This window comes from Nocardia niigatensis NBRC 100131 (assembly GCF_000308655.1).
Lineage (GTDB): Bacteria > Actinomycetota > Actinomycetes > Mycobacteriales > Mycobacteriaceae > Nocardia > Nocardia niigatensis.
On record NZ_BAGC01000035.1, the window covers coordinates 256,964 to 282,269 of the forward strand.

General features: G+C 70.1%; 31 protein-coding genes. 17 read left to right on the forward strand and 14 right to left on the reverse strand.

Going from position 1 to position 25,306, the window contains the following annotated elements; genetic code table 11:
• Positions 1-75: 75 nt before the first annotated feature.
• Positions 76-954: a homocysteine S-methyltransferase gene (gene mmuM, locus ON33_RS10745; RefSeq protein ID WP_040858140.1), complete on the reverse strand. Its 879-nt coding sequence runs from the start codon at positions 952-954 to the stop codon at positions 76-78.
• Between the two features lie 58 nt (positions 955-1,012).
• Here mmuM and ON33_RS10750 point away from each other — a divergent pair, with 58 nt between their 5' ends.
• Entirely contained in the window at positions 1,013-1,864 is an 852-nt protein-coding gene (locus tag ON33_RS10750; protein ID WP_040857888.1) for an alpha/beta fold hydrolase, read from the forward strand.
• A 45-nt stretch (positions 1,865-1,909) separates the two neighbouring features.
• Here the strand turns inward: ON33_RS10750 and ON33_RS10755 are convergent, their stop codons facing one another.
• The gene (locus ON33_RS10755) at positions 1,910-2,656 is read right to left on the reverse strand and encodes an SCO6745 family protein (RefSeq protein WP_040857890.1); all 747 of its coding nucleotides are present in this window, start codon (positions 2,654-2,656) and stop codon (positions 1,910-1,912) included.
• 237 nt (positions 2,657-2,893) lie between these two features.
• Between ON33_RS10755 and ON33_RS10760 the strand changes: the two genes are divergently transcribed.
• Both ON33_RS10760 and ON33_RS10765 read left to right on the forward strand, forming a co-directional pair.
• Positions 2,894-3,604 carry a metal-dependent hydrolase gene (locus ON33_RS10760; RefSeq protein WP_040857892.1) on the forward strand — a complete coding sequence of 237 codons (711 nt, stop codon included), beginning with the start codon at positions 2,894-2,896 and terminating at the stop codon, positions 3,602-3,604.
• A gap of 90 nt (positions 3,605-3,694) precedes the next feature.
• Positions 3,695-4,189, forward strand: coding sequence for a phosphoribosyltransferase (locus tag ON33_RS10765; protein WP_040857894.1), 495 nt, complete (start codon positions 3,695-3,697; stop codon positions 4,187-4,189).
• Between the two features lie 81 nt (positions 4,190-4,270).
• On the opposite strand, the gene ON33_RS10770 is transcribed toward ON33_RS10765, so the two are convergent.
• The 5 genes from ON33_RS10770 to ON33_RS10790 all read right to left on the reverse strand — a co-directional run bounded on the left by ON33_RS10770 (position 4,271) and on the right by ON33_RS10790 (position 7,873).
• Positions 4,271-4,762 carry a peptidylprolyl isomerase gene (locus ON33_RS10770; protein WP_040858142.1) on the reverse strand — a complete coding sequence of 164 codons (492 nt, stop codon included), beginning with the start codon at positions 4,760-4,762 and terminating at the stop codon, positions 4,271-4,273.
• 210 nt (positions 4,763-4,972) lie between these two features.
• Positions 4,973-5,359 (reverse strand): SMU1112c/YaeR family gloxylase I-like metalloprotein, encoded by a 387-nt coding sequence (gene gloA2 / locus ON33_RS10775; RefSeq protein WP_040858144.1) that lies wholly within the window; start codon positions 5,357-5,359, stop codon positions 4,973-4,975.
• A gap of 32 nt (positions 5,360-5,391) precedes the next feature.
• The gene (locus tag ON33_RS38135; RefSeq protein ID WP_051151879.1) at positions 5,392-5,943 is read right to left on the reverse strand and encodes a P-loop nucleotide/nucleoside kinase family protein; all 552 of its coding nucleotides are present in this window, start codon (positions 5,941-5,943) and stop codon (positions 5,392-5,394) included.
• A 221-nt stretch (positions 5,944-6,164) separates the two neighbouring features.
• Positions 6,165-7,016 (reverse strand): fructosamine kinase family protein, encoded by an 852-nt coding sequence (locus ON33_RS10785; RefSeq protein WP_040857896.1) that lies wholly within the window; start codon positions 7,014-7,016, stop codon positions 6,165-6,167.
• 41 nt (positions 7,017-7,057) lie between these two features.
• Positions 7,058-7,873 carry a helix-turn-helix domain-containing protein gene (locus tag ON33_RS10790; RefSeq protein ID WP_051151880.1) on the reverse strand — a complete coding sequence of 272 codons (816 nt, stop codon included), beginning with the start codon at positions 7,871-7,873 and terminating at the stop codon, positions 7,058-7,060.
• 194 nt (positions 7,874-8,067) lie between these two features.
• On the opposite strand from ON33_RS10790, the gene ON33_RS10795 reads away from it, so the two are divergent.
• Together ON33_RS10795 and ON33_RS10800 are read left to right on the forward strand one after the other, a co-directional pair.
• The gene (locus ON33_RS10795) at positions 8,068-8,853 is read left to right on the forward strand and encodes a DeoR/GlpR family DNA-binding transcription regulator (RefSeq protein WP_051151881.1); all 786 of its coding nucleotides are present in this window, start codon (positions 8,068-8,070) and stop codon (positions 8,851-8,853) included.
• A 37-nt stretch (positions 8,854-8,890) separates the two neighbouring features.
• Positions 8,891-9,259 (forward strand): hypothetical protein, encoded by a 369-nt coding sequence (locus ON33_RS10800; protein WP_218001399.1) that lies wholly within the window; start codon positions 8,891-8,893, stop codon positions 9,257-9,259.
• 103 nt (positions 9,260-9,362) lie between these two features.
• Here ON33_RS10800 and ON33_RS10805 read toward each other — a convergent pair whose 3' ends face one another.
• Positions 9,363-9,563, reverse strand: coding sequence for a hypothetical protein (locus ON33_RS10805; RefSeq protein WP_040857901.1), 201 nt, complete (start codon positions 9,561-9,563; stop codon positions 9,363-9,365).
• Here ON33_RS10805 and ON33_RS10810 point away from each other — a divergent pair.
• Positions 9,562-10,398: an SDR family NAD(P)-dependent oxidoreductase gene (locus tag ON33_RS10810; protein WP_040858153.1), complete on the forward strand. Its 837-nt coding sequence runs from the start codon at positions 9,562-9,564 to the stop codon at positions 10,396-10,398. The two genes, ON33_RS10805 and ON33_RS10810, sit on opposite strands and share 2 nt — an antisense overlap.
• 12 nt (positions 10,399-10,410) lie before the next feature.
• Here ON33_RS10810 and ON33_RS10815 read toward each other — a convergent pair whose 3' ends face one another.
• Positions 10,411-10,977, reverse strand: coding sequence for a sugar O-acetyltransferase (locus ON33_RS10815; RefSeq protein ID WP_373281023.1), 567 nt, complete (start codon positions 10,975-10,977; stop codon positions 10,411-10,413).
• Between the two features lie 55 nt (positions 10,978-11,032).
• On the opposite strand from ON33_RS10815, the gene ON33_RS10820 reads away from it, so the two are divergent.
• The 3 genes from ON33_RS10820 to ON33_RS10830 all read left to right on the forward strand — a co-directional run bounded on the left by ON33_RS10820 (position 11,033) and on the right by ON33_RS10830 (position 13,724).
• The gene (locus ON33_RS10820; protein WP_040857904.1) at positions 11,033-11,932 is read left to right on the forward strand and encodes a TIGR03619 family F420-dependent LLM class oxidoreductase; all 900 of its coding nucleotides are present in this window, start codon (positions 11,033-11,035) and stop codon (positions 11,930-11,932) included.
• 91 nt (positions 11,933-12,023) lie between these two features.
• Positions 12,024-12,377, forward strand: a complete 354-nt coding sequence (locus ON33_RS10825) for an iron chaperone (RefSeq protein WP_040857906.1) — start codon at positions 12,024-12,026, stop codon at positions 12,375-12,377.
• 135 nt (positions 12,378-12,512) lie between these two features.
• Complete coding sequence (locus ON33_RS10830; protein WP_040857908.1) at positions 12,513-13,724, forward strand: WD40/YVTN/BNR-like repeat-containing protein; 1,212 nt, start codon at positions 12,513-12,515, stop codon at positions 13,722-13,724.
• Here ON33_RS10830 and ON33_RS10835 read toward each other — a convergent pair whose 3' ends face one another.
• Positions 13,725-15,314 carry a DUF4153 domain-containing protein gene (locus tag ON33_RS10835; RefSeq protein ID WP_245550471.1) on the reverse strand — a complete coding sequence of 530 codons (1,590 nt, stop codon included), beginning with the start codon at positions 15,312-15,314 and terminating at the stop codon, positions 13,725-13,727.
• A gap of 109 nt (positions 15,315-15,423) precedes the next feature.
• On the opposite strand from ON33_RS10835, the gene ON33_RS41105 reads away from it, so the two are divergent.
• Positions 15,424-15,810, forward strand: a complete 387-nt coding sequence (locus ON33_RS41105; RefSeq protein ID WP_157184475.1) for a hypothetical protein — start codon at positions 15,424-15,426, stop codon at positions 15,808-15,810.
• 70 nt (positions 15,811-15,880) lie between these two features.
• Here ON33_RS41105 and ON33_RS10840 read toward each other — a convergent pair whose 3' ends face one another.
• Positions 15,881-16,867, reverse strand: a complete 987-nt coding sequence (locus ON33_RS10840) for a HAMP domain-containing sensor histidine kinase (RefSeq protein ID WP_051151906.1) — start codon at positions 16,865-16,867, stop codon at positions 15,881-15,883.
• Between the two features lie 91 nt (positions 16,868-16,958).
• Positions 16,959-17,636 carry a response regulator gene (locus ON33_RS10845; RefSeq protein ID WP_051151882.1) on the reverse strand — a complete coding sequence of 226 codons (678 nt, stop codon included), beginning with the start codon at positions 17,634-17,636 and terminating at the stop codon, positions 16,959-16,961.
• 119 nt (positions 17,637-17,755) lie between these two features.
• Here ON33_RS10845 and ON33_RS10850 point away from each other — a divergent pair, with 119 nt between their 5' ends.
• From ON33_RS10850 to ON33_RS10865, 4 genes are all read left to right on the forward strand, one after another.
• Entirely contained in the window at positions 17,756-18,325 is a 570-nt protein-coding gene (locus ON33_RS10850; RefSeq protein ID WP_051151883.1) for a hypothetical protein, read from the forward strand.
• 101 nt (positions 18,326-18,426) lie between these two features.
• Entirely contained in the window at positions 18,427-18,987 is a 561-nt protein-coding gene (locus tag ON33_RS10855) for a copper chaperone PCu(A)C (RefSeq protein WP_063710980.1), read from the forward strand.
• Positions 18,980-20,209, forward strand: a complete 1,230-nt coding sequence (locus tag ON33_RS10860; RefSeq protein WP_040857914.1) for a Dyp-type peroxidase — start codon at positions 18,980-18,982, stop codon at positions 20,207-20,209. The genes ON33_RS10855 and ON33_RS10860 overlap by 8 nt, the downstream gene beginning before the upstream one ends.
• A gap of 70 nt (positions 20,210-20,279) precedes the next feature.
• Positions 20,280-20,615, forward strand: coding sequence for a YnfA family protein (locus ON33_RS10865; protein ID WP_040857916.1), 336 nt, complete (start codon positions 20,280-20,282; stop codon positions 20,613-20,615).
• A gap of 152 nt (positions 20,616-20,767) precedes the next feature.
• Here ON33_RS10865 and ON33_RS10870 read toward each other — a convergent pair whose 3' ends face one another.
• A complete protein-coding gene (locus ON33_RS10870) occupies positions 20,768-21,391 on the reverse strand; it encodes a TetR/AcrR family transcriptional regulator (RefSeq protein WP_040858163.1) in 624 nt (207 codons plus the stop codon).
• Between the two features lie 132 nt (positions 21,392-21,523).
• On the opposite strand from ON33_RS10870, the gene ON33_RS10875 reads away from it, so the two are divergent.
• Together ON33_RS10875 and ON33_RS10880 are read left to right on the forward strand one after the other, a co-directional pair.
• Complete coding sequence (locus ON33_RS10875; RefSeq protein WP_083868824.1) at positions 21,524-22,981, forward strand: MFS transporter; 1,458 nt, start codon at positions 21,524-21,526, stop codon at positions 22,979-22,981.
• Positions 22,978-23,664 carry an SGNH/GDSL hydrolase family protein gene (locus ON33_RS10880; RefSeq protein ID WP_040857918.1) on the forward strand — a complete coding sequence of 229 codons (687 nt, stop codon included), beginning with the start codon at positions 22,978-22,980 and terminating at the stop codon, positions 23,662-23,664. Before ON33_RS10875 ends, ON33_RS10880 begins: the two co-directional genes overlap by 4 nt.
• Positions 23,665-23,778: 114 nt before the next feature.
• Here the strand turns inward: ON33_RS10880 and ON33_RS10885 are convergent, their stop codons facing one another.
• Positions 23,779-24,129: a hypothetical protein gene (locus tag ON33_RS10885; RefSeq protein WP_040857920.1), complete on the reverse strand. Its 351-nt coding sequence runs from the start codon at positions 24,127-24,129 to the stop codon at positions 23,779-23,781.
• A gap of 190 nt (positions 24,130-24,319) precedes the next feature.
• Here ON33_RS10885 and ON33_RS10890 point away from each other — a divergent pair, with 190 nt between their 5' ends.
• Positions 24,320-25,303 (forward strand): glycosyltransferase family 9 protein, encoded by a 984-nt coding sequence (locus ON33_RS10890; protein ID WP_040857922.1) that lies wholly within the window; start codon positions 24,320-24,322, stop codon positions 25,301-25,303.
• The last annotated feature ends 3 nt before the right edge of the window (positions 25,304-25,306 follow it).

Genomic DNA, 25,306 nt, shown 5'->3' on the forward strand with positions numbered 1-25,306 from the left:
TGCAACAAACAAGGTCCATAGATGCACATGTCTGCATGTGGATATTCATCATCGGGCGGATTCGGGCGTCTGCCACTAACCCGCGGCGACGACCTCGGCCAGCCGTTCGATCTCGGCGGGCAGCACCCGGCAGCATCCGCCGATGACGGCCGCCCCGAGCCCGGCCCACTCCTCCGCGAAGCTCGCCGGGAAGTGCGCCTCCCCCGTCCAGCATCGCCGTCCGGCGTCCCAGCCCTCCCCGCTGTTCGGATAGACGATCACCGGTTTCCCCGTCACCCGCCGGGCCAGCGTGATCGCGGCGGCAACATCCTGTGGCGCACAACAGTTCACCCCGACCGCGACGATCTCGGGAACCGCCGCGGCGATCGCGAACGCCTCCCGCAGCGGCTGCCCGGCCCGGGTCCGGTCGCCGGCGATGGTGTAGCTGAGCCAGGCGGGGACGCCACTGCCGTCGAGCAGCCCGGCGAGGGCCTCCGCCTCATCGATGTCCGGGATGGTCTCGAGCGCAAGCACATCCGCCCCGGCCTCGGCGAGGACTTCCAGTCGTGGCAGGTGCCAGCGCTTCAGCCCGGCGAGGGAAAGCCCGTACCGTCCGCGATATTCCGAGCCGTCGGCCAGGGCGGCGCCGTAGGGGCCGATCGAGGCGGCGATCCAGCGCACGCGGCCGTCGTCCATCTCCTCACGCGCGCTCCGCGCGAGTCCGACGCTGCGCCGCAGCAACTGGACCGTCTGCTCACGGCCGATGCCGCGGGCCGCGAATCCCTCGAACGATGCCTGATAGCTGGCCGTGGTCACGACGACCGCGCCCGCCCGGAAGAACGCGGCATGCACCGCCCGGATCTCGTCGGGTGCGTCCACGAGCAGTCGCGCCGACCACAGCGCGTCGGACAGGTCGTGTCCGCGTGCTTCGAGTGTGGTCGCCAGGCCGCCGTCGGCGACCGTCACCGCACCCATCGGGATCCCGAACTCGCCCACCGGCCTCCAAACTGAAACTTGTTCTAATCTGGGTGGCGTGGATGTCACCTACGAGAACACCCGACGCGAAATCGCCACCGACAAGGGCGTCCTGCGCTACCACGAGGCCGGCGACGGCCCTCCCCTGATTCTCCTGCACGGCTCCGGAATCGGCGTGAACGGCTGGCGCAACTTCCGCGACAACCTCGGCTTCTACGCCGACCACTTCCACTGCTACGTCCTGGAATTCCCCGGTTTCGGGGTCAGCGACCCGGTCCCCGGACACCCGGTCCTCACCGCCGTCGACGCCGTGGTCCGCTTCATGGACGCGTTGAACATCGACTCCGCCGCCATGATCGGCAACTCCATGGGCGGCGTCGTCGCGGTGAACGTCGCCATGCACCACCCGCAGCGCGCCGAGAAGATCATCGCCATCGGCGGCGTCGGCCACAGCCTGCTCGCCGTCAACCCCAGCGAAGGCACCCGCCTGCTGTCGGAATTCGCCGACAACCCCAGCCGCGAGGGCCTCGAGCGCTGGCTGCGCTGCATGATCTACGACCCCAAGATGATCACCGACACCCTCATCGAGGAACGCTGGACCGCCGCCACCGAACCGGCCGCCCAGGCCAGCCTGAAGGCCATGTACGGGTCCGAAGCGCTTGCGCTGCAACAGCAGTTCCTGGAGAACTCCCCCACCCCGCCCTACTGGTCGATGCTGCACAAGATCAAGAGTCCGGTGCTGATGACCTGGGGCGCCGACGATCGGCAGTGTCCCACCGACATGGCGCTGATCCCCCTGCGCCAGATCCCCAACGCCGAACTGCACGTATTCCCCAAGTGTGGACACTGGGTCATGTACGAGGCCAAGGAGGCCTTCGAACGCGTCACCCTCGAATTCCTGCACCGCTGAACAGGATTCCCGGGTGGGCGCAGACGCCCACCCGGGCAGCAGCAGTCAGCGGCCGCCGAACACCGTCGCCTGACAGGCGTCCAGCAGCGTCGCCAGCTCGTCGCCTTCCTTGTCGTCGAGCACCGCGAACGCGGGCGCGATGAGATCCTCGGTGATCGACTCCGCCTGCATCCAGCGGCCCTTCAACTCCGCGGTGATCTCGTCGAACGGCTCCGGCCAGCCGAAGTTGCGGGCCTGATCCGGGCCCGGCTTCAGCGGCGAACCCGCGATCAGCACCGCCTGCAACGGGGTCAGACCACTGCCCAGCACGCCGACCAGATGCAGGCCGCCACGCAGCTCGCGCAGGACATGGATCAGCTGCAGCACCAGACCGGGCGCGTCCTCGGCCTGCGGCAGGGCCCGCCAGCCCGCGAACAGCGGCGCGCCCACCGGATTCGCGGCCGCCACCACCCGCTGTAGCAGCTCGGCCAGCCGGCCGGAATCCTCGAAGGAGGCCAGTTTCCGGCGGCCGAAGTTCTGGCACGCTGCCAGATAACCCTCGGCGGCCACCGCGGCAGGCATCGAGGCCGTGGACTCCCACGCCTCCCGGATCGTGTCGGGACGGAAGAAACCGAAGGCCGCGGTCACCACATCGGCATCCACCTCACCCAGGACGCCGGCGCGGCCACGGGTGTAGCCGGGCATGAAGCCGGGGACCCCGGTGCTGTCGGCGAAGGCCCGGGCTTCCCGGGAAAACATGAATCCCCCACCGATCTGCTGGATCTGATCCTTCACCGCGGACGCTACCGACATGTCCGTTCCTCTCTGAGCGGAAAGCGCAATCGATCCGAGACTATTTCAGCCCCCCGACCGGCCGCACGCGGGCCACCCGAATGTGACCGGAACAGCACCCCACACACCAAACCAACTGTCCCGAAACATATTTGCGCCATCCACGCCCCACCGGACCGGAATCCGCTGCCCAGCAAGGCCCCTCACCGCTCACGCAGCCCGAAAGAGCTGTCGGTTACATCCGCTAACCTTCAAGCGGTGCTAGGACATTCACATGCGACCAGCGGCGCGCTCGCCTGGTCGGCGGCGGCCGCGGCGCTGCCGTTCACCGTCTTGACCTATCCCGCAGTGCAATCCGGGGCCATCGGCTCCGTCGATCTGGTGATGGGCACCTTCCTCACCGCGGGCGCCGCGCTCCTGCCCGACGCCGATCACCCCTCCGGCACCATTTCCCATGTGCTGGGGCCGATCTCGCACTACGCGTGCAAGTTCATCTCGTGGATCTCCGGCGGGCACCGCCACGGCACCCACTCCTTCGCGTTCGTCGCCGCCGTCACCTACGGCACCTGGGCCGGGGAACACCTGCTCGGCCGCAACTTCACACTCTCGCTGGTGTTCTTCCTGCTCGCCCTCGCCATCAAGGCCCTCGGCCTGGCCCCCAGCGGCGACGGCCTCAAATCCTGGGGCACCGTCATCATCCTCGCCGTCTGCGGCACCTTCGCCATCGACCACTGGATCAGCGACAAACCCGCCTGGCTGCCCTTCTCCGTCGGCCTCGGCGCCCTCGCCCACCTCATCGGCGACTGCCTCACCGACCGCGGCTGCCGCCTGCTGTGGCCGTTGAAACTCCGCACGCGACTGCCGATCGTCGACCACACCGGCAACAAAATGGAGACCATGGTGCTGGTCCCGATCTTCGCCCTCGGCACCCTCGCCCTGCTCTGGTACACCGTCACCCACCATCCGTGAGGCGCAGACCGAGTCGCCGGACCGGCCAACGACCGGCTACCCGGCTCGTATGATCCGAAGACCACCGCAGCGGGCAGAACGGAGTCGGGCATGAGCGATCGTGAGGAACTGAGCTGGCAGCTGTTCGGGGACGCCAGCCGCGACCTATCCCAGGTCATCGCCGACGACGGATTCGAACCCGACCTCATCCTCTCCATCGCCCGCGGCGGGCTCTTCGTGGCCGGCGCCCTCGGCTACGCCCTCGACGTCAAGAACCTCCACGTCATGAACGTCGAGTTCTACACCGGCGTCGACCAGCGCCTCGACATGCCGGTCATGCTGCCGCCCGTCCCCAGCGCCGTCGACCTCGCCGGCGCCACCGTCCTCGTCGCCGACGACGTCGCCGACACCGGCAAAACCCTGAAGCTCGTACGCGACTTCTGCTCCAACCACGTCGCCGAAGTCCGCTGCGCGGTCATCTACCAGAAACCGCACTCCGAGGTCGACTGCGAATACGTCTGGAAACGCACCGACAAATGGATCAACTTCCCCTGGTCGGTCCTCCCGCCCGTCACCAAACGTGAAGCCCGCGTGCTCGACGCCTGACCCGGAAAACGCTCTGCGGCAATGACAACGGCCCGGAACCGTTCGGTTCCGGGCCGCTCGTTCAGGTACCGCGAGGACTGATCAGACCAGTTCGGCGGAAAGGATGGTGATCGGCTCGACCGGCACATCCTGGTGGCCGGCCTTGTTGCCGGTGCGCACACCCTCGATCGAGTCCACGACGGCCGTGCCGTCGACGACCTTGCCGAACACCGCGTAGCCGAAGCCGTCCTGGCCCGGGTAGTTCAGGAAAGCGTTGTTGCTGGTGTTGATGAAGAACTGCGCGCTGGCCGAGTGCGGGGCCGAGGTACGCGCCATGGCGACGGTGTACTTGTCGTTCTTGAGGCCGTTGGCGGCCTCGTTCTCGACCTGGTTCGGGGCCGGCTTCTGCTGCATGTCGGCGGTCAGGCCGCCACCCTGGATCATGAAGTTCGGGATCACCCGGTGGAACACGGTGTCCGTGTAATGGCCCGCCTTGACGTAGTCGACGAAGTTGGCGACGGTCTTGGGTGCCTTGGCCTCGTCCAGTTCCAGGGTGATGTCCCCGGCGGAGGTCTTCAGGAGCACTTTGGTCATACGACCCATCGTATGGGAGTGCCCAACCCAGCGACCGAGCGGCATCGAATAGCCGCTCCCCTCTTCGAGGTTGGCTGGTGATGGGTGTGGTCAGGAAGGTGTGGGTGGTCGTGAGGGCCGCAGTTTTTCGAAATGGTGCAACATGCGTAGATGCGCATAGTTCCATTTCTTGATGTTCAATGTCGGAGGCCGTCGATAGCGGCCCTGACCTCAGACTTCGTACAGCTCCAATGGCAGATCGTCCGGATCGGCGAAGAACACGAACCGCTTGCCCGTATGCTCATCGACCCGCACCTCCTCCACCGCCACTCCCCTACCCCGCAGCTCGGCCGCCGCCTCCCCCACATCGGCCACCGCGAACGCCAGGTGCCGCAACCCGGCAGCTTCGGGTCTCGACACCCGCGCCGGCGGCTCCGGAAACGAGAACAACTCCACCTGCCCACCATCGGGCAACGCCAAATCCAGCTTGTACGAACGCCTTTCGGCCCGATAGTGCTCCGCGATCACCCGCAACCCGAGCACCTCGGTATAGAACGCCTTCGACCTCGCATAATCCGCGGCGATGATCGCGACATGATGAACCCGCAGCAGCTCCACTGCCCCGACGCTAGCCGAGAACTCATCCGGTATCACGGCGGGCAAGGCGGCGGGAAGTCACCGACATCGGCTGTCGCCTTGATTCGCTCAGCAAGGTCGGTGACGTCGACCGGGCGACTTGTGTCGACGACGAGAGCCGGGGCGAGTCCGAGGGGTGCGGCGTGGGCGGCCCAGTGGTCCCAGTTTTCGTTCAGGCGTTGTGCGTCTTGATGAATGGGTGAGCGCTGTCGCGAGATGTAGCGGACCCGAGCGGTTTCCGCGGGGAGGTCGCACCAGATTTCCACAACGCGGTGGGCGCCGGATTTCTGGATGCCGGCACGCGCGAAGTTCAGGTCGCGGGGCTTGAACCACCATGAGTCGATGACGATGTCGGCGGGCGATTCCTTTGCCAGCGCCCACACGGTGTCCATCGCTATCCCGCCGAGTTCTGGTACGCCGATCGCACTGTCGAGGCATTCGGCCAGTGCTTCTTTGATGGCGTCCTTGGACAGGAAGCAGGCGTTCAACGATCGGGACAATGCCGCGCCCAAGGTTGTCTTGCCTGCACCGGGAAGTCCGTTCACCAACACCAGAAGTCGGTCCACTGGTCGATCATGTACCAACCCTGCCGCCGACACGTCAGGACTGGGCGAAGCGGGCTTCATCGGGTGCGGCAGATGGTCGGGACATGATCTCCTGACGGGTGTCCATCGGCTCTGCTGAGTCCGCGGCCCGAGGGGATCATTGTCGGGCCGGTCGGGGAGTCCGGCTGAGCGCCGCCGAAAGTCGTTCGCCCGATGGGTCATCCGGATTTGGGGCCGCGCGATTATGCCGCCAGCGCGGCGGCGGCTGCCGCGAGGAGCATGCCGCGGTAGGAACCGTCGAAGAGGACGACGTGGACGAGTAGCGGATGCAGTTGGTGGAGGGGAATGCGTTGACGCCAGCCGGAACTCAGAGGCGTGTGCTCTTGGTAGGCGGCGAGGATTCGGTCCAGATGGGGCGCGCCGAAGAGGGCGAGCATGGCGAGGTCGGTCTCGCGGTGCCCGCCGTGGGCGGCGGGGTCGATGAGGAGGGCGTGGCCGGTCGACCACAGGATGTTCCCGGACCAGAGGTCGCCGTGGATGCGGGCGGGGGGGTCGGGTGGGCCGGCGAGGTGGTCTATGCGGTCGATTACCCGGTCGAGGAGGCGGGTGCCGTCGCGGCCGAGTTCGGGGGCGGCTGGGGAGATGTAGGGGGCGAGGCGGTGTTCGGCGTACCAGGGGGCCCAGTCGCCGGTGGCGGGGGTGTTGTCGAGGGGCAGGGTGGCTATGTAGCCGGGCCAGGCGGCGCCGTAGGCGCCGGGGGTGGCGGAGTGGAGGGTGGCGAGGTCACGGCCCAGCTGTTCGGCGGCGGTGGGGGTGGCGGGTTCGGGTGGGTGCCAGGGCAGGACGAGCATGTGGGGGTCGGCGGCGAGGACGGGTGGGATGAGGTCGGCGTGGCCGTCGGCGAGCCAGCGGAGGCCGGCTGCTTCGGCGGTGAGGACGGCGGAGGCGGTGTCGTGCTGGAGGGCTTTGACGAAGAGGGTGCGGCCGTCGGCGGTGTGGGCGCGGTGGAGGGTCCAGGCGTGGCGGGTGCCGAGGTGGTCGAGGCGGGTGATGGGTGTGCCGGTGAGGTGAGTCAGGTGCGCGGGCACGTCCATGGAATCTCATTGTGCGGCATGGACCGGCCTGCGCGGACCGACTAGTCGGATGGGGTTGTGGGGTGTTGGTTTCCGGGGACGGTGACTCGCTCGCGGAGGTAGGCGGCGGTGGCGGCGTCGGCGGGGAGGAAGGCTTCGATGGCGAGTTCGGCGACGGTGACGTTCATCGGTGTGCCGAACACCGTGGTGATGCTGAGGAAGGCGAGTTCGTGACCGTCGAGGCGTACGCGCAGGGGGACGACGGCTTGGTCGGGTTCGGGCAGGCCGGGTGACTCCTCGCCGCCGGGGTAGGCGCGCAACTCCTGCAGCAGTGCGGTGAGTTCGGGCGACCCGGTGACTTCGATCTGACGTTGCAGGCGTTCGAAGAGGTGGCCGCGCCATTCGGCGAGGTTGATGATGCGGGTGGAGATGCCGTCGGGGTGCAGGGTGAGGCGCAGGGCGTTGACGGGCGGTTGCAGAAGGGCGGGGTCGATGCCGTCGAGGAACAGGCCGATGCCGGCGTTGGCGTCGACCATGGTCCAGCCGGCGTCGATGGCGAGGGCGGGGTGGGGTTCGAGGCCGCCGAGGATTCGGCGGAGGGCGTCGCGGACGGATTGCATGGCGGGGGTGTCGAGTTCGGGTTCGGCGTAGACGGGTGCGTATCCGGCGGCGAGGAGCATGCGGTTGCGTTCCCGCAGTGGGATGTCGAGCTCGTCGGACAGGTGCAGCAGCATCTGGCGGCTCGGGGTGGCGCGGCCGGTTTCGATGAAGCTGAGGTGGCGGGTCGAGGTTTCGGCGCGGCCGGCGAGTTCGAGCTGGCTGAGCCGCCGGGTGGTGCGCCAGTGCCGGAGTAGATCGCCTGCCGTGTGTGTCGCCATGAGCCGATCGTACGAATGATCAACCACCGCAATCCATTACTCGGCAGGTAATCGTCGTCGCGCTGCGCGGGCCGTCGATGACCTCGCCGGTGATCTCCTCGCCGCGGTGCGCCGGAAGCCAGTGCAGACCGAGGACGGCGCACAGATCTAACTCAACTCTGTTTATTCGAACATATTTCTGTTAGAACTGCGGAGTGGATGCGGGTGAACGACTGGACGTGACGCTGCGGCTGGTGCAGGGCGCGGAGCGGGCCTCGGTGTCGGAACTGGCGCAGCGGCTGGGTGTTTCGGAGATGACCGTGCGCCGGGATCTGGACACGCTCGAACGGCGCGGCCTGGTGCGACGTGTGCACGGCGGGGCCGTGGCCACCCGGCCCCGGACCGAGGCGGGCGGATTCGCCGACCGCGCGGCCTGGTCCGCAGCGACCAAGGATCGGCTCGGCGCGGCGGTCGCGGAGCTGATCGCGCCGGGATCGCGGGTCCTGCTGGACGCGGGCACCACGACCGTGCACGTGGCGCGGGCGCTGGCCGGGCAGGGACCGTTGACGGTGACCGCGCTCAGCCTGCAGACCGCGGTCTGTCTGGCCGACCAGCCCGGCATCGAGCTGCTGGTGGCCGGTGGCCGGTCCCGGCCGGGTGAGCAATCCCTGGTCGGCCCTTTGACTGTGCGGGCGCTGGAGTCGCTGGCCTTCGATGTGTTCGTCATGTCGATCGGCGGTGTGCACGCCGAATACGGCTGGTCGGAGTTCTCGCTCGACGATGCCGCGGTGAAGCAGGCCGGTATCGCCCAGGCTGCCCGGGTGCTGGCCGTCGCCGACGCGACCAAGCTCGGTGTGCGCGCCTTCGGTCAGGTCGCTCCGCTGGCCGCGGCACACGAGTTCGTCACCGACCGCTCCGCCGCCGACCCGGCACTGCATCCCGCCGGGCCACGAACCCTCGACGCCCTGCGCGACGCGGGAGTCCTCATCCATTCCGCGTGAACCGCTTGTGTTTCAACCGATTACCGAAGGAGCTACCGTGCCGACTTCCCAGATGATCCTGGTCGCGGGCCCATACCGTTCGGGCACCGGCGACGATCCGGCCAAACTGGCCGCCAACGTCCGAGCCATGAACGAGACCGCCCTCGCTCTGTTCCGAGCGGGGCATCTCCCCGTCACCGGCGAGGCCCTCGCCCTCCCGCTGCTCGAGACCGCCGGCAGTACCGGCCCGGGTGACCGTCTCTACGACGAGATCTTCCACCCCATCGCCGAGCAACTGCTCTCGCGCTGCGACGCGGTGCTGCGCATCGGCGGCCCGTCCGAGGGCGCGGATCGGATGGTGGCGCAGGCGCGCGCCGAGGGCAAGCGAATCTATCTGAGCCCGAGCGAGATTCCCGCCGCCCGCTGACCCCGGCTCGGCGGCAACGAGTATCAAGCCCGGCGCGACGCCGTGATCGAGGCGTGGGGCCCCCGCCGGGCGAGCTCTACATCGAGCCGTTGGGCCGGGAATATCAGTGGGCGGAGCGGTGAATGACGAAGTCGGACAGGGTGATCGGGGTGTGGCAGTGGTGCTTCTCGATGTCAGGGCCGACCGGGTAGAAGCCGGTGCCTTCGCCGAGGACGCGGAAGATCTCCCACAGGGTGGCGAGGCGGGACAGGCGGTTCGGGGTGCCGCGACAGTGCGGCCGGGGTGTGGCAGGCTGGCGGGGCATGAAGACCATGCTGATCACGGGAGCCACCTCGGGCATCGGATTGGCGGCCGCGGGGCAGCTCGCAGCGGCCGGGCACCGTGTCATCCTGGTCGGACGCGATCCCGGAAAGCTGAGCGCCGCCGCCGAACTGGTGGGCGCGACCGCCACCGCGCCGGTCGACACGATCGAATGCGACCTGTCCTCGCTGGCCGCGGTGCGCCGGCTCGCCGGCACCGTCACCGCCCGCTACGACCGGCTCGATGTGTTGGCCAATAATGCGGGCGCATTCCACATGTCGCGCGCCGAGACCGGCGACGGCCTGGAGGCCACCTTCGCGGTGAACCACCTAGCCGGATTCATGCTCACCGAGCTGCTGCTGGATCTGCTGCGCGACAGTGCCCCGGCGCGGATCCTGTTCACCTCGTCGGTCATGCACTACGGCAATGCCCTCGACTTCGAGGACCTGCAACTGCGGCACGGCTACAGCGGCTCGGCCGCGTACGGCCGCGCCAAGCTCGCCAACATTCTGTACGTCCGCGAGCTGGCGCGGCGCCTGGAGGGAACCCGGGTGACGGCCAACGCCTTCCACCCGGGAGTGGTCGCGACCGGTATCTGGGATGCCGCGCCCTGGTTCGCGCGGCCGGCGCTGGCACTGGGCAAACGCCTGTTCATGATCGACTCCGCCACGGCCGCACAGACCCTCACCTATCTGGCCACCGATCCCGACGTCTGCTCCGTGTCCGGCTGCTACTTCCAGCGCAACCGGGTCAAGGCGCCCTCCCCCGCCGCCCAGGACGACGCGGCCGCCACCCGCCTGCACCGGCTCTGCGCCGAACTGGCCGGCCTGCCCGTATGACGTCCCAGCGGGTTACAGGGGCCTGATCACCCGGGCCGGATTGCCTGCGGCGAAGACCTTTTCGGGGAGGTCGCGGGTGACGACGCTGCCTGCGCCGACCACGGTGTTCGCTGCGATGGTCACGCCGGCGCAGACGATGACCCCGCCGCCGAGCCACACGTTGTCGCCGATGGTGATGGGTGCGGCCGTCTCCCAGCGTTCACGGCGCATCGGGTGATCGTCCATCGGGTGCAGGGCGGTGAGCAGCTGGGCGCGCGGGCCGATCGAGACGTCGTCGCCGATGGTGACCGGCGCGCAATCCATGACGATGGCGTCGTAGTTGAGGAAGCTGTTGCGGCCCAACCGGATCAGCTGGCCGTAGTCGCATTGGAAGCGCGGCATGATCCACGAGCCCGCCCCGATCTCGCCGAGCAGCTCCTCGAGCACGGCGCGCCGCTGGGCGTCCTGGCCGGCGAGAGTGGCGTTGAACCGGTCGAGCAAACCCTGGCAGTGCAGGCGTTCGGCGACCAGTTCAGGGTCGTTGTCGCGGTAGGGCTTTCCGGCGAGCATGCGGTCCTTGTGTTCTCCCACCCCGCCCATCCTGTCGCCGGATCACCCGGTTCGCCGCGTTGGTGTGTCTGGTATCACCGAGGGGGTGAAAATCGGCTTCGCTCTTCCCCAGTATGGTTCGCAGGCTCGTGAGGGCTCGCGGGTGGCGCACTACGCCACCGCCCTGGAACAGGCGGGGGCCGCCAGTCTCTGGGTGGGAGAGCGGCTCATCGCCGCCACCAACCCGAAGGTCGGCTACGCGGGCAAGGACACCATCCCCGGCGAGTTCAACTCCGTGCTCGACCCGCTGCTGCTGCTCGGTATCGCGGCCGCGGTGACCGAGCGGGTCGCGCTGGGCGCGAATGTGCTGATCGCGCCGCTGTATCGGCCCGCGCAGCTGGCCCGCGCGCTCACCACGGTCGACGTGGTCAGCAATGGCCGGCTGATTCCCGGGTTCGGCATCGGGTGGTCGCCGGAGGAATACGAGGCCGCCGGGGTCCCCTTCACCCATCGCGGGGCGCGACTCGACGAGACACTCGATGCGCTGGAAGCGATCTGGACCACCGACCCCGCCGGGTATCGGGGCCGGTATGTGTCGGTGCCCGAGCATCGCAGTGAGCTCGAGCCCGTGCAGCGGCCGCGGCCGCCGATCTATCTGGGCGCGTTCAGCCCGGCCGGGCTGGCGCGCATCGGCCGACGCGGCGACGGCTGGCTGCCCGTGGTGCCGGTGCCGGGCCCGCCCGCCTGGGGGCAGCAGTTGCTGAAGCTGCGCGGCGTCATCGATGAGGCCGCGGTCGCCGCGGGCCGCGATCCGAAGGACATCGCCACGGTGCTGCGGGTGAACATCGCCGCGGGCACCGACCTCGAACTCGTCGCCGCCACCATCGAGAAGGTCGCCGCCGATACCGGATTCGACGACTTCTTCATCGATCTGCTGTATGTCACCGACTCCCTCGACGGCATGCTCGACGCCGCTCTGCGGCTGCTGGCCCGGCTGCGCGGCTGAGCAGCGCGGGTCGTCGTCCGCCGCCCCACCGCGACCGGTACGGTCGAAGCGGACACAGCTCCCCCCGACCGAACGGCGGAAGGTGGCCGTCATGGCAGTGCCCACGACCGTCGAGGAATACCTGGCAGACCAGCCCGACACCACCCGTGCCGTGCTCGAACAGGTGCGGGCCGTCATCCACACGGTGCTGCCGGACGCGGTGGAGACGATCAGTTATCAGATCCCCGCCGTCGCGGTGAACGGCAAGGCGGTCATGTATTTCGCGGGCTGGCAGAAGTTCCTGTCGGTGTATCCGGTGCCCGCCGGTGACGACGAATTCCAGCGGGCCATCGCGCCCTACCTGGCGGGCAAGGGCACGTTGAAGTTTCCGCTGGCGAACCAGATCCCCTATCGGCTGATCGGCGATATCGCGGTCCGGCTGGCCGCCCAGCGCGCCGGTCGCTGAGCCGCGCGCACGAATCCGGACCGGGTGGGCGAATCGGACCCGCACCGGGCATACTCGATCCCGTTGTGCCGCAGGACCGCCGGGCGACCGCCCGGAACACCGGCCCCGGCGATGTAGTGAAGGGAGTCCGGGCCGGTGGGGTTGCGGAATCCGGTCGCGCTGGCCGGAGTCGTCGGAGTCGGAGTACCGGTCCTGGCGGCGGGGGTGGTCGCGGCTCTCACCATCAAACCCGGTGAGACCGGCCCGGACTCGACCACGACCACCACGACGACCGTGCCTGCGACAGCGGCCGGCGCCACCGAACCGGCGGCGAAGCCGGGCGGCGCCACGGCCGCCGCGGCGCCGGATCCGGTCGGCTTCCAACCCGATTCGATCACCTTCCTCTCCGCCGACGAGGGCTGGGTGCTGGGCCGCAGCTACCCGTGCACCGGCGAACCGTGCCTGGCATTGCGGCACACGACCGACGGCGGGCACACCTGGCAGCAGGCCTCGCTCCCGGCGCCGCTGCGCGATGCCGGCGCCAAGAGCGGCTGGCTGAGGTTCGCCGACGCCCGCAACGGCTGGATCCGGGCCGGCGACAAGCTGTTCGCCACCCACGACGGCGGAACGACCTGGCGTCCGATCGATCTCGACATCGACCCGGTGGTGAATGCCTGGTCGTTCACGATCTCCGACGACAGCGTGTACATCGCCACCGTGCAGCCCGGCGAGCGGACCGTGCTGTTCACCAGTCCGCTCACCCGCGACGCGTGGACCGGCCCCACCGAGATTCCCGTCCCCGCTACCGGTGGCCCGGACCCCTCGGCGACGCTCACCGTCCTCAACAGCCGTGCCTGGATGGTCGTCACCAACCGCGGCAAGGACGGGGCCCGCTCGGTCGACGGCAGCTGGACGCCGTGGAAACTGCCCTGCGGCGGCAACGGTCCCGCCGACTGGCATCCCTTCACCGAGAAGCGTCTCGTCGCCCTGTGCGGCCGGCCCGGCCCGTACTCCAACGGCGGCACCACCACCTCGCTCATGACCTCCACCGACGGCGGGGCCACCTTCACCGAGACCGGGCAGCTGTCGCCGACATCGGCCGCGGACGCCACGCTCATTCCCGCCGACTCGGCCCATCTGGTCGCCGCGCTCGACGACCGGCTGCTCACGTCGGCCGACAGCGGCGAAACCTGGACCACCACCTATCGCGCGCCCGACCAGGGCTGGCACGCGATGTCGGGCCATTTCGTCACCGAGACAACCGGTTTCGTGATCATGACCGACAATCGTCCCACCCACCGGCCCAGCGTCATGCTCACCACCCAGGACGCGGGCCGCACCTGGACCCCGGTCAGCTTCGGATCCTGATCAGCGGCGCGCGGTGGCGCGGGCGTAGTTCCAGCCCTGCCACGAATCATCGGACATCCGGGCGCGAATGACGTTCGCGATCGCCGCGCGCTCGGTGTCGGGCAGCCGGTCGGCGACCGGCAGCACATCCGGGGACAGGGTGCTCAGGTAGCTGGTGTCGAGGGACCTGCCGGCCTGCCAGCGCTCCACATTGCGTTCGGCGACGAACCGTTCCGGGTTGACCGCCGCCAGCGCCAGCAGCGTCGCGAGCGCGACGCCCACGGCCGCGCGCGGCACCCAGCCGCGCCGCAGCCGGACCAGGCTCGCCAGCAGCAACAGGTAGACGAGGGCGATCCAGCCCTCGAACACCTCCACCAGCAGCCGCATCACCGTGAACCCGTACGCCTGCTGATAGGTCCACATGCGATGCAGCGCGGACGCCACGATCACCAGCGACAACCCGATCACCACCGTGACCGCGGCCCGCAGCCAGCGCCGTTCGATCCTCGTGTCCTGCAACGCGTGCCGCAGCACCATCCCGATCACCGCGAGGGTCAGGATGCTCACGATCGACAGCTGCCAGAACCCCGAGCGCGCGTATTCCGCGTAGGTCAGACCCGCCGTGCGCTGCACGTAGCCGTCCCCGCCGAACAGCACCACCACCTGGGTGGCCACGAACGCCGCGAACACGATCGTCAACGCGCCCACCGGGATTCCCCACTCGATCGGCGAGAACCGGCGCACCCCCATCCATCCCAGCGGATCCATGCCCCGGCCCGGATCCTCGTCGTCGTCCGCGGGCGGCGGACCCGCCAGCAGATACAACGCTCCCGCGGTCCCCAGCCCGACCACGACGAACACCAACCCCCACCGCACGACAGCGGGCACATCGATCCGCGGCATCAGCCCGTCCACCAGCCCGGCGAACACCGCATCCGCGCCCGCCAGCAGCGGCACCACCAGCACCAGCAGCGCGGCGGTCACCGCCACCGACCACCACACCCGCTGCGATCCGGGCCCGAAGCGCCCCCGCGCCCGAGTCACCGCCCGATACACCCACGGCACCGAACTCAACGCCGCGAACGGCACCGCCGGCACGTCGAACCACAACCCGTACACCGACCGCCGTACCACCGCCAACGACCCGGCCACCCCCGCGCCGAGCGCACACAGCACGAAAAGCCAAGGTGCAGAACGGAACACGCCAACCCCCAGTAGAGCCAACGCCACCCCCGCCCACCAGATCCGATCCCAGGGCACCGAGTCCCCGGAAGTCACATCCGCGACGCCGAACGCACCTCGCTCCGCTACGTCGGAGTCGTCAGTCACGTCGGAGTCGTCGGTCGCCGGAGCAGCAACAGCGCGGTCGTCGACAGCGGCATCATCGGTGCAGGGAGCGGCGGCAGCGCACGCGCCCTCGGAAGGTCCGGGCAGAGCGCGGTCGTCGGCCGAAGCCGTCCGCCGGGCCGACCGGTCGACCGCAGATACCGCGCCCGTGATCGCCAGGCCCGCGAGCAGCCACCCGATACCCGGGCGGTCGAGGGGCACCAGGACCGCCGCGGCTATTCCCGTCGCGACCGTGGCGGCCAGCAACCCGCCCGGCACCGGCACCCGCGCCCATCGGGGTGGAATATACTGGGGTGGAACGTAATTCGAGGCGGCCGCCTGACCTGTGAGCACACCGGACGACGATGGCGCGGGTGGGAGCCACGGTGCGCCGATGACTATCGAGACCTCCGATGGCGGCGACGCGGGCAATGCCACACCGGGGGCCGGCGTCCCGCCGCTCACCGCACTTGCCCTCGGCACACCGGGCGGCGCCCATGCCGACCTGACCGTGTCGGGGGCGGCCTGCCCAGCGACCGATTCCGGGACTGCAGCGGCGGGCATCGAGGGTATCGAGGGTACTGCCGATTCGCGGCCGGCCGGTTCAGCCTGCGCCTCCTCGAAGCCCGGCGGCTCGGGCGTTCCCGGGCCGGGTGATTTCGAGTCGGCATCAGCGGTTCGCGCGCAGCGGCGTCCGGGGCCGCCGTTTCCGGCGCGGCCGGGACCGAATAAGGCGCTTCTTGGTCGGGAGTTGGCGTGCTGGAAGAGTTTTCAGGCATAACAAGGCCTCCGATGGGTGTGCGGGAGCGACCCGGGAGCGCGGGGCGCTGCGGGTTGCGGGGTGGATGAGGTCAGGTGACGGGGAGGGTGACTCGGATGCGGGAGCCGGGGTCGGCGACCGCGATGGTGCCGCCGTGCAGGTCGACGATCCAGCGGGCGATGGCCAGGCCGAGGCCGGTGCCGCCGCCGCTGGCGCGGCCGCCACGGGTGAAACGTTCGAAGACGCGGGCGCGGTCGGCGAGCGGGATGCCGGGGCCGTCATCGGCGACATCGATGACGGTGCCGGCGCGGTCGGCGTGGGCGTGGATGCGGACCTCACCGCTGGCGGGACCGTGGCGGGTGGCGTTGTCGAGGAGGTTGAGCAGGACCTGGTGCAGGCGGGCACGATCGGCGTGCACGGTGAGGTCGGGGGTGGCGACGGCGATGGTGAAACGGACCGGCCGGTCGACCGCGGCGGCCATCACCTCCGCTTCGGCGACAACCTCTTTCAGCAGGGGCGCCACGGCCACGGGTTCACGGTCCAGCGCCACCGCGCCCGCCTCGACACTCGACAGGGCCAGCAGCTCCGACACCAGCAGGCTCAGCCGTTCGGTCTGGGCGAGCGCGGTGCGCAAAGTCGCCGGATCCGGTTCGGCCACACCGTCGACCAGGTTCTCCAGCACCGCCCCCAGCGCGGTGATGGGCGTGCGCAGTTCGTGGGACACATTGGCGATGAATTCACGCCGCTGCTGATCGGCGGCGGCCAGGTCGGCGGCCATCTGATTGAACGCCTCGGCCAGCTGCCCCACCTCGTCGCGGGAGGTGGCGCGCACCCGGCGTGAATAATCGCCCTGCGCCATGCCTTTGACCGCCGCGGTCATCTCCCGCAGCGGCAGGGTCATGCCGTGCGCGAGCACCTGCGAGAGGATCAGCGCCAGCAGCGTGGCCGCGACGGTGGTGCGCGGCGGCAGCCACCCGATGCGCGAGGCGAAGAACCCGAACGCCACCGCCCCCGACCCGACCATCAGGATCGCCAGCTTCATCTTGATCGACCGCACCCGGTCCAGGGGCCGCGGCATCCGGGCCGCCACCCGATTCCCGGCCGTCCGCAACCATTCTCGCGCGCTCACCGCTCCCCTCCGATCCGCCGTCGAGCCCGCCCACCGCCGTTCATCGCGCCTCGAGCGCGTACCCGACGCCGTGCACGGTGCGGATCAGATCCGCGCCGAGCTTGCGGCGCAACGCCTTCACATGGCTGTCGACGGCGCGGGTGCCCGAGGCGTCGGCCCACCCCCACACCTCGCTGAGCAGTCGTTCCCGGGCCAGCACGGTGCGCGGGCGGCGGGCCAGGTGCACGAGAAGCTCGAATTCCAATGGCGTGAGCTGGGTTTCGGCATCGGCGCGCCAGACCCGGCGCTGATCGGTGTCGATCCGCAGATCCCCGACCACGATCGCCGCGGCGGGAACCGCGGTGCGATCCACGCGGCGCAGCAGGGCGTGCACGCGGGCGGTGAGCACCCGCATCGAGAACGGCTTCGTCAGGTAGTCGTCCGCGCCCACGCCCAGCCCGACCAGCATGTCCGTCTCGTCGGTGCGGGCGGTCAGCATGAGCACCGGGACCGGCCGGCGGGCCTGCACCCGCCGGCACACCTCGAGGCCGTCGAAGCCGGGCAGCATCACGTCCAGCACCAGCAGATCCGGATCCCCGGCCGCGTCGGCCGCCACCGCCGCGGGCCCGTCGTGGGCGATGTCGACGGTGTAGCCCTCGGCGCGCAGCCGGGCGGCGATGGACTCCGCGATGGTCGGTTCGTCCTCGACGACGAGAATCCGGCGCGCACTGGTTTCCATGCCCGTGACACTAGGCAACCGCCGTGGAGATGGTTCGCACCGATTGTGAAGATCCTGTGGAGACCCCGGTCATACCACCTGGAAGCATCGCCTCCGACACAACGTCGTAGCATGATCGGGTGCGCTCACCGACGGATCACACCGCGCGCCTTCGCGGCGCTGCCGTCGGCGCGTCCTCCGGCGCGGTAGCGATTCTCGCGCACGGACTCGGTGGCGGCGCGACCCTGCTCGACGGTTCCGCGCTCGCCCTGCTGTTCGCGGCGTGCACGCTGATCGGGGTCGTGGTGGCGACCCTGCGACCCCGCTACGGCCTGGCCGGCACCATGGTCATGCTGGCGGCCGGGCAGTCGATCGGGCATGCGGCACTGTCGATGCCGCCGGGCCACCACCATCACAGCTCCTCGCCGTCCATGCTGCTGGCCCACCTGATCGCGATTCCGGTGGGCGCGCTCGCGATTCGCGCCGCCGAGGCGGGCATGCGGCGGGCGATCACCAGCGTGCGACGGTTCATCCTCGCGCTCGGTTCGGTCCCGCGCCCGCCGGCGCGGCCGGCCCGCGCACACCGCGCCGACGATCGCGCCGAGGCGCGTCGCCTGCTGGTCAGTCCGGGGATCGGAAGGCGCGGCCCGCCGGTGGCCGCCGCCCCGTTCATACCCCTCGCTCCGGCACAGATCCGCGACACCCCCTGAGCAGCGCACGAATCCGCGCTGCGCCGTAGGGGTTTCGCCGGGCACCGGTCCGGGGTGGTTTCCCTTCCCCTGACACACGGAGTCCATTTCTCATGTCCCAGATGCCCTTCTGCCCCCGTTTCCGCCTCCGCACGGGCGGTTTCGCGCGTCGCGTCGGCGCGGCCGCCGCGGTGACGACCCTGGCGCTGCTGCCGGTCGCCTGCTCGTCCTCACAGACCGCCTCGGATGCCTCCGGTAAGGCCGCCGACCAGGTCACCATGAGCGACCAGTGGATCAAGGCCGCCGACAGCGGCATGTCCGCCGCCTTCGGCACCCTCGACAACAAGTCCGACAAGCCGGTCAACCTGGTCGCGGCCAGCAGTCCCGCCTCGGCGACCGTCGAGATCCACGAGGTCGTGCCCAACGCGTCCGGGGAGAAAGCCATGCGGCCCAAGCCCGGCGGCATCGTCATCCCCGCGCACGGCAGCGCCACCCTCGAGCCCGGCGGCGAGCACCTGATGTTCATGGGGTTGAAGGCTCCGCTGCGCACCGGCGCGGACACCCCGATCACACTCACCTTCGCCGACGGCTCCACCCTGACCGTCACCGCGCAGGTGCGTGACTTCGCGGGCGGCAAGGAGAACTACCAGCCCTCCGGCGACAACGCCGCCCACGGTGGCTGACCCGACGCAACCGCACCCCCGCCTGTCCCGGCGGCGTCTGCTCGGCGGTGGCGCCGCCGTGGCGGGCGCGGCCGGGGCCGCCGGAATCGGCTGGAGTGCGGCCACTCTCACCCACCGCGAACACGACCGCGATCCCGGGCTGGATACGGTCGCGTTCCACGGTCCGAACCAGGCGGGCATCGCGACCGAACCGCCGCTGCACGCGGCCTTCGTCGCCTTCGACCTGGTGCCCGGCGCGCGGCGGGCGGACATCATCGGGCTGCTGCGGATCTGGACCGATGACGCCTCCCGCCTCACCCAGGGCAAACCCGCCCTCGCCGACACCGAGCCCGAACTGGCCGCCCGGCCCGCCCGGCTCACGGTCACCGTCGGATTCGGGCCGGAGCTGTTCACCGCCGCCGGGCTCGAGGACCAGCGGCCGCACTGGCTGAAACCGCTGCCGCCCTTCACCATCGACAAGCTCGACGCCGCCTGGTGCGGGGGCCACCTGCTGCTGCAGGTCTGCGCCGACGAGGCCACCACGGTCTCGCACGCGGTACGGGTGCTGTCCAAGCAGGTGAAATCACTGGTCACGGTGAAATGGGTGCAGCGCGGATTCCGCAACGCACCACGCGGCCGGACCATGCGCAACCTCATGGGCTCGGTCGACGGCACCGTCAATATCGCCGCGGGGACAACCGATTTCGATCGGCTCGTGTGGGACGACGGCGCGGTGCGGCCATGGCTGGCCGGCGGCACCTCGATGGTGTTGCGGCGCATCGCGATGAACCTCGAGACCTGGGACGAACTCGACGCCGACGGGCGCGGCCTCACCATCGGCCGCACCGTCGAGAACGGGGCGCCCCTGTCGGGCACACGGGAATTCGACCAACCCGACTTCGCTGCCGTGGACCAGTACGGCATCCCGAAGATCCCGCCGTCCTCCCACATCGCCCGCGCCCATCGCACCCACGACGGGGAACGATTCCTGCGCCGCGGCTACAACTACGACGACGCGCCCGCCCCCGGGCACGTGTCGAACTCGGGCCTGCTGTTCGCGTCGTTCCAGCGCGACATCGACGCCCAGTATCTGCCGGTACAGCAGCGGCTGGCCGACTTCGACGCCCTCAACCAGTGGACCACCCCGGTCGGCTCGGCGGTCTTCGCCGTCCCGCCCGGCGTGCCGCGCCCGGGCGGCTACCTCGGTCAGCAACTGTTCGACAGCGCCGCCGCCCAACGATGATCGCGCCCGGCCGGACCGCACCCGGGGCGGTCCGGCCGGACACCGGCCACGCACTCCAGGGTGTGCAGCCATGACCGTCCTGCGAACGATCGTGCTCTTCGGACTGGCCGCCGTCGCCGAAATCGGTGGCGCCTGGCTGATCCGGCAGGGAGTGCGCGAGCAGCGCGGCTGGGGGTGGATGGGCTCCGGGGTGATCGCGCTCGGACTGTACGGGTTCGTGGCCACCCTGCAGCCCGACGCCAACTTCGGGCGCATCCTCGCCGCCTACGGTGGCGTGTTCGTGGCGGGCTCACTGCTGTGGGGCATGGCCCTGGACGGGTTCCGGCCCGACCGGTGGGATGTGATCGGCGCCCTGGTGTGCCTGGCCGGGGTCGGGCTCATCATGTACGCGCCACGCTCGGCGTAAGCCACGCCGGTGCGTTGCTCCACGTGAAACCAACTGCGCTGGAACTGCATTCACGCATTCCCCGCAGAACGACGAGCAGCACGCCATCGTGCAGTCCGCGCAGACATGCGGTGCGCGAACGGATTACGGGTTCGCGCCGGTCACGGGCATGATCACCGCTCGGACGCGGAACCGAGCAGGCCGTCGATGATCGCGCGGGCGGTCGGCAGCGCCGTGTCGTCGCCCATGCGCGCGGCCGTATTCGCCGCCGCCACAATCGCATCCAGCTGGAACGCCACCGCGTGCGGGTCGAGTCCGCTCAGGTAGCCCTGCTCCTGCGCGCGGCCGATCTCCTTCTCCAGCACCGCGAACCAGTCGTCGCGATCGGCGGCCAGGGCATCGCGCACCGGACCCGGGCGACTGTCGAACTCGGGCACGCTCGCACCACGGAAGCAACCACCCGGTAGCAGCGGCTCGCCCACGTAGTCGAACCAGTGCTCGACGATCGCCCGCAGACGCGGCATGCCGCGGTCCGCGCTCAGGGCCGGGCGGATGACGTGCTCGATGAACACCTCGCGCGCCGACTGCACCGCGGCGAGTTGCAGGTTCTCCTTGGTGCCGAACAGCGTCGCCACCCCCGACTTGCTGACCCCCAGATCCCCCGCGAGCCGGCCGAGGCTCAGCCCGGTCAAGCCCTCGACCGAGGCCACGTCGGCGGCATGCCGGGCGATGGTCGCGCGAGCACGCGCCCCCTTGAGCCGGCGCTGATCGGAAATCTCCTGATCGGAAGGCTGCATCGGTTCGTCCACCCCTTCATCTTCGCACCGCCTGTTGCATTTACGCACGATCGGTCGTACTTTTCATAAATACGAACGATCGTGCGTACAGTTTCGATCCCGCTCCCACACCCCGTCCGCAGAGAGCCCGTCATGACCGACATCAGTCACCGCCCGCCCGTACCCGACACCTCCCCGCCGGATGCCGCACCCCACGTGCCCGAATCCCCCTCGACCCCGGCCGCATCCGACCGTCCGGCCCGCCTCGCCCTGCTGGTCGCCTCCGGCGCGGCATTCATGTCCTTCCTGGACCTGTCGGTGGTCAACATCGCCTTCCCCGCCATCACCCGCGACTACCCCGGCACCGCCCCGACGACCTTGACCTGGGTGGTGAGCGGCTACGCCGTCGCCTTCGCCGCGCTGCTCACCCCGGCCGGACAGCTGGCCGACGCCCTCGGCCGCGGACGCGTATTCCTCACCGCCCTGGCCGGATTCGCGCTCACCTCGCTGCTGTGCGCACTCGCGCCCGGCGCCGGCTGGCTCATCGCCGGCCGCTTCCTGCAGGGCGCGACCGCCGCCTTCCTCATTCCGGCCGGGCTCGGCCTGGTCCTGAGCATCACCCCGCCCGCCCGCATCGGCGTCGCCATGGCCGCCTGGACCGCGGCGGGCGGATTCGCCGCCACCGTCGGCCCCGCCGTGGGCGGCGCGCTCGTCGACTGGTTCGGGTGGCGGTCGGTGTTCGTCATCAACGTGCCCATCGCGGCGCTGCTCATCGCGACCGGGCTGCGGCTCGCACGCGGCGATCAGCGCCACGGGCAGGGCTTGCCCGATCCGCTGGGCACGCTGGCCACCGGACTCGGCATCGGCGCGGTCGTCGCCGCGGTCACCCAGGGGCAGCAATGGGGTTGGGGCGCTCGGCAAACGCTCGTCACCGGCCTCGGCGGGCTCGCGCTGCTGGGTCTGGCGCTGTGGCGGTCGCGGCGCCATCCGCGCCCGGCCATCGCGGTCGGGCTCTGGCGCAGCCACCACTACGCGCTGGTCAATGCCGTCGCCTTCGTCTTCGGCGCCACCATGTTCGCGTGGCTGCTGGCCGGGCCGCTGTGGCTCGACAGCATGTGGCACTACTCGGTCCTGCAGTCGGCGGCCGCGATGACCGTCGGCGCCATCGCCTCCATGATCACCGCCGTCCTGGCCGGACGCGCGCCCGTACCGTGGCAGCGGTGGCTGGGTGTGCTCGGCGCGTCGATGTTCGCCGCGTCCACCCTCTATATGAGCACCGGCGTCTGGGATGCCACGCCCGCCCTCTGGACGGCCTGGGTGCCCGCCGGGCTCCTCGGAGGCGGCGGCATCGGCCTGCTCATCACCGTGCTCGGCACCGCCGCCGCGCGCTCGCTGCCGCCGCAGCGATTCGCGGCCGGGGTCGGCATGAACCTCACCGCCCGCCAATCCGGTGGCGCGCTCGGGGTGGCCGTGCTGGCGGCCGTGTTCGCCGCACACCCCGCCGAGCCGCTCACCGCCTTCCACACCCTGTTCGCCGTGTGCGCCGGAATCGCCGTCGCCGCAGCCGTTCTCGCCGCCCTGCCGGTCCACACCGAGGAGCCCACCCCATGACCGAGCGCACCGAAGCCACCGATCCGTTCACCCTGTCCGAGTCCGCGGCGGCCGCAACGCTGCAGGCGGTGCCGTTCCGGCGCTTCGCCGTGATCGGCGACTCCACCGCCGCCGGTACCGGCGACCCGTGGCCCGGCTACGACACCACCCCCTGGGCAGACCGATTGGCACGCTGGCTGCTGGCCGCCCACCCCCGCACCGACTACCTCAACACCGGGGTGATGGGCGCGGTCATCGCCGAGGTCACCGCCCAGCAACTGCCCACGCTCGAGGCGTTCCACCCGGACCTGGTCCATATCACCTGCGGCGGCAACGACCTGTTCCTGCGCGAGGCCCGGCTGCCCGACGTGGAGGCCGCCCTCGACGACCTGTGCGCCCGGGTCGCGGCCACCGGCGCGCGACTGTCGATGTTCACCCTCGCCGACTCCTTCACCGGGCGCATGGCACCGCTGCGCCCGCTGTTCGCCGGATTCGCCGACGCCGTGCGCCGGGTCGCGCACCGCCACGACGCCGTCCTCACCGAATTCTGGGACCACCCCGCCCGGCTGCGCCCGGACTGGCTCTCCGCCGACCTCATCCACCTCACCATGGCCGGGCACGCCGTGGTCGCCGCCGAGATCGCGAAGAACCTCGCCCACCACACCTCCCGCGAACTCCCGCCCGAACTGGTCCGGCAGCCCTGACCCGGGCCCGGAAACGGTCGATGCCGCACAGCGTGCAGTCATGCACCCTGTGCGGCATCGCCTTTCGTGTACGAAACCGCTATCCGGTTGTCGCGCCGGTCCTCTCGCGCGCGGTCACTTCCACAGCGCGGCGATGAAGACGTTCAGGATCGCCAGCCCGCCGGCCGCGTGGGTCATCCACGCCACCTCCTTGCCACGCTTGGCATCCGCGCGCCCCATCTCCGCGAACGCCGCGACCAGCACCGCCACCACCAGTTTGGTGATCATCTTCGCCATGTTCGGGTCCTTGCCCAGCGAATGGATCGACTCGGCCATGCCGAGCAGGATCACGCCGGTGAGGATCTGCACGCGCGCGCCCCACACCATCAGTTCCGACACCCGCGGCTGGGAGGCGACATACCCGCCGACCACCGCCGCCATACCGAGCAGATGGGCCGTCACCATGAGGTTGTAGACGAAGGTCATGACTGCACACGGTAATCCATCCACCCGGGTCAACGACAGCCGGTAGTACCCGTGTTCGCCGCCGCCGCGACCGCGCGGTCCGCCGGGTTTCACCCCCGCACGGGCCGGGTAGTCCTCCCGCAATGGTCCCCGCATGTCCGGTGGCGGACCACCAGCGTCGTGGGCAGTGTGGCCGGCTAGGAGAGTTCAGGTGGCGGTTGTACTAGTGCTGCGAGCACGCGGACTGGGTGATCTCCTCACCGTCGTACCCGCGCTGCGCGCCCTGCGCCGGGCCCGGCCCGGCGACCACATCGCACTGGCGGCACCCCATCGACTGAAACCGATCGTCGACCTCGTCGCCTCGGTCGACGAAATGGTCCCCGTCCACGACACCATAGGACTGCGCTGGGACGGCGAAGCACCCGCGCTGGCGGTCAACCTCGACAACGCCGAAGGCATCGCCGAACTGTCACGCACCAAGCCCCAACGCCTGCTCACCTACCGCAATCCGGCCTTCCCCGACCTGCCCGGCCCGCAGTGGAAGCCCGAGATGCACGAGGTGGACCGCTGGTGCCATCTGCTCGAATCCGACGGCATCGCCGCCGACCGCCGCAACCTCGGCCTGGTGCCGCCGGTGGCCACCACCAGCCACCGCGACGCCGTGGTCGTGCACATCGGGGCCGGCGCGCCCGCCCGGCGCTGGCCGGCCGACCGCTTCGCCGCCGTGGTACGGCATCTGCTGGTACAGGACCGCGAGGTCGTGGTGACCGGTGACGAATCCGAACGCGAGATCGCGCTCGGCGTCGCCACCCGCGCCGGACTCTCACCGGCGCGAGTCCTCGCGGGCCAGCAGAACCTCATCGAACTGGCCGCCACCGTCGCCGAAGCCGGCCTCGTGGTGTGCGGCGACACCGGCGTCGCCCACCTCGCCACCGCCTTCGGCACCCGCACCGTACTGCTCTTCGGCCCCAACCCGCCCAGCCGCAGCGGCCCGCCCCCGCATCTGCTCGGCCGCCACGCCGTGCTCTGGGCCGGCAACACCGGCGACCCCGACGCCGACGAGATCGACCCGGGCCTGCTGAAAATCGGTGTGCCCGAAGTCGTCAACGCCGTCGACAAGCAACTGCGCAAACGCCCCTGGCCCGGCACGGGCATGGACCGCCGCGCCCAGCAGACCTACCGGCGCGTCGGATAGCGG

Excerpts from the sequence above, each read along its gene's own strand:
- mmuM (WP_040858140.1), bottom strand. The coding sequence starts at position 954 with ATGGGTGCGGTGACGGTCGCCGACGGCGGCCTGGCGACCACACTCGAA.
- ON33_RS10755 (WP_040857890.1), bottom strand. The coding sequence starts at position 2,656 with ATGTCGGTAGCGTCCGCGGTGAAGGATCAGATCCAGCAGATCGGTGGG.
- ON33_RS10765 (WP_040857894.1), top strand. The coding sequence starts at position 3,695 with ATGAGCGATCGTGAGGAACTGAGCTGGCAGCTGTTCGGGGACGCCAGC.
- ON33_RS10770 (WP_040858142.1), bottom strand. The coding sequence starts at position 4,762 with ATGACCAAAGTGCTCCTGAAGACCTCCGCCGGGGACATCACCCTGGAA.
- ON33_RS10785 (WP_040857896.1), bottom strand. The coding sequence starts at position 7,016 with ATGGACGTGCCCGCGCACCTGACTCACCTCACCGGCACACCCATCACC.
- ON33_RS10790 (WP_051151880.1), bottom strand. The coding sequence starts at position 7,873 with ATGGCGACACACACGGCAGGCGATCTACTCCGGCACTGGCGCACCACC.
- ON33_RS10810 (WP_040858153.1), top strand. The coding sequence starts at position 9,562 with ATGAAGACCATGCTGATCACGGGAGCCACCTCGGGCATCGGATTGGCG.
- ON33_RS10805 (WP_040857901.1), bottom strand. The coding sequence starts at position 9,563 with ATGCCCCGCCAGCCTGCCACACCCCGGCCGCACTGTCGCGGCACCCCG.
- ON33_RS10815 (WP_373281023.1), bottom strand. The coding sequence starts at position 10,977 with ATGGGCGGGGTGGGAGAACACAAGGACCGCATGCTCGCCGGAAAGCCC.
- ON33_RS10825 (WP_040857906.1), top strand. The coding sequence starts at position 12,024 with ATGGCAGTGCCCACGACCGTCGAGGAATACCTGGCAGACCAGCCCGAC.
- ON33_RS41105 (WP_157184475.1), top strand. The coding sequence starts at position 15,424 with ATGACTATCGAGACCTCCGATGGCGGCGACGCGGGCAATGCCACACCG.
- ON33_RS10840 (WP_051151906.1), bottom strand. The coding sequence starts at position 16,867 with ATGCCGCGGCCCCTGGACCGGGTGCGGTCGATCAAGATGAAGCTGGCG.
- ON33_RS10845 (WP_051151882.1), bottom strand. The coding sequence starts at position 17,636 with ATGGAAACCAGTGCGCGCCGGATTCTCGTCGTCGAGGACGAACCGACC.
- ON33_RS10855 (WP_063710980.1), top strand. The coding sequence starts at position 18,427 with ATGCCCTTCTGCCCCCGTTTCCGCCTCCGCACGGGCGGTTTCGCGCGT.
- ON33_RS10865 (WP_040857916.1), top strand. The coding sequence starts at position 20,280 with ATGACCGTCCTGCGAACGATCGTGCTCTTCGGACTGGCCGCCGTCGCC.
- ON33_RS10870 (WP_040858163.1), bottom strand. The coding sequence starts at position 21,391 with ATGCAGCCTTCCGATCAGGAGATTTCCGATCAGCGCCGGCTCAAGGGG.
- ON33_RS10875 (WP_083868824.1), top strand. The coding sequence starts at position 21,524 with ATGACCGACATCAGTCACCGCCCGCCCGTACCCGACACCTCCCCGCCG.
- ON33_RS10880 (WP_040857918.1), top strand. The coding sequence starts at position 22,978 with ATGACCGAGCGCACCGAAGCCACCGATCCGTTCACCCTGTCCGAGTCC.
- ON33_RS10885 (WP_040857920.1), bottom strand. The coding sequence starts at position 24,129 with ATGACCTTCGTCTACAACCTCATGGTGACGGCCCATCTGCTCGGTATG.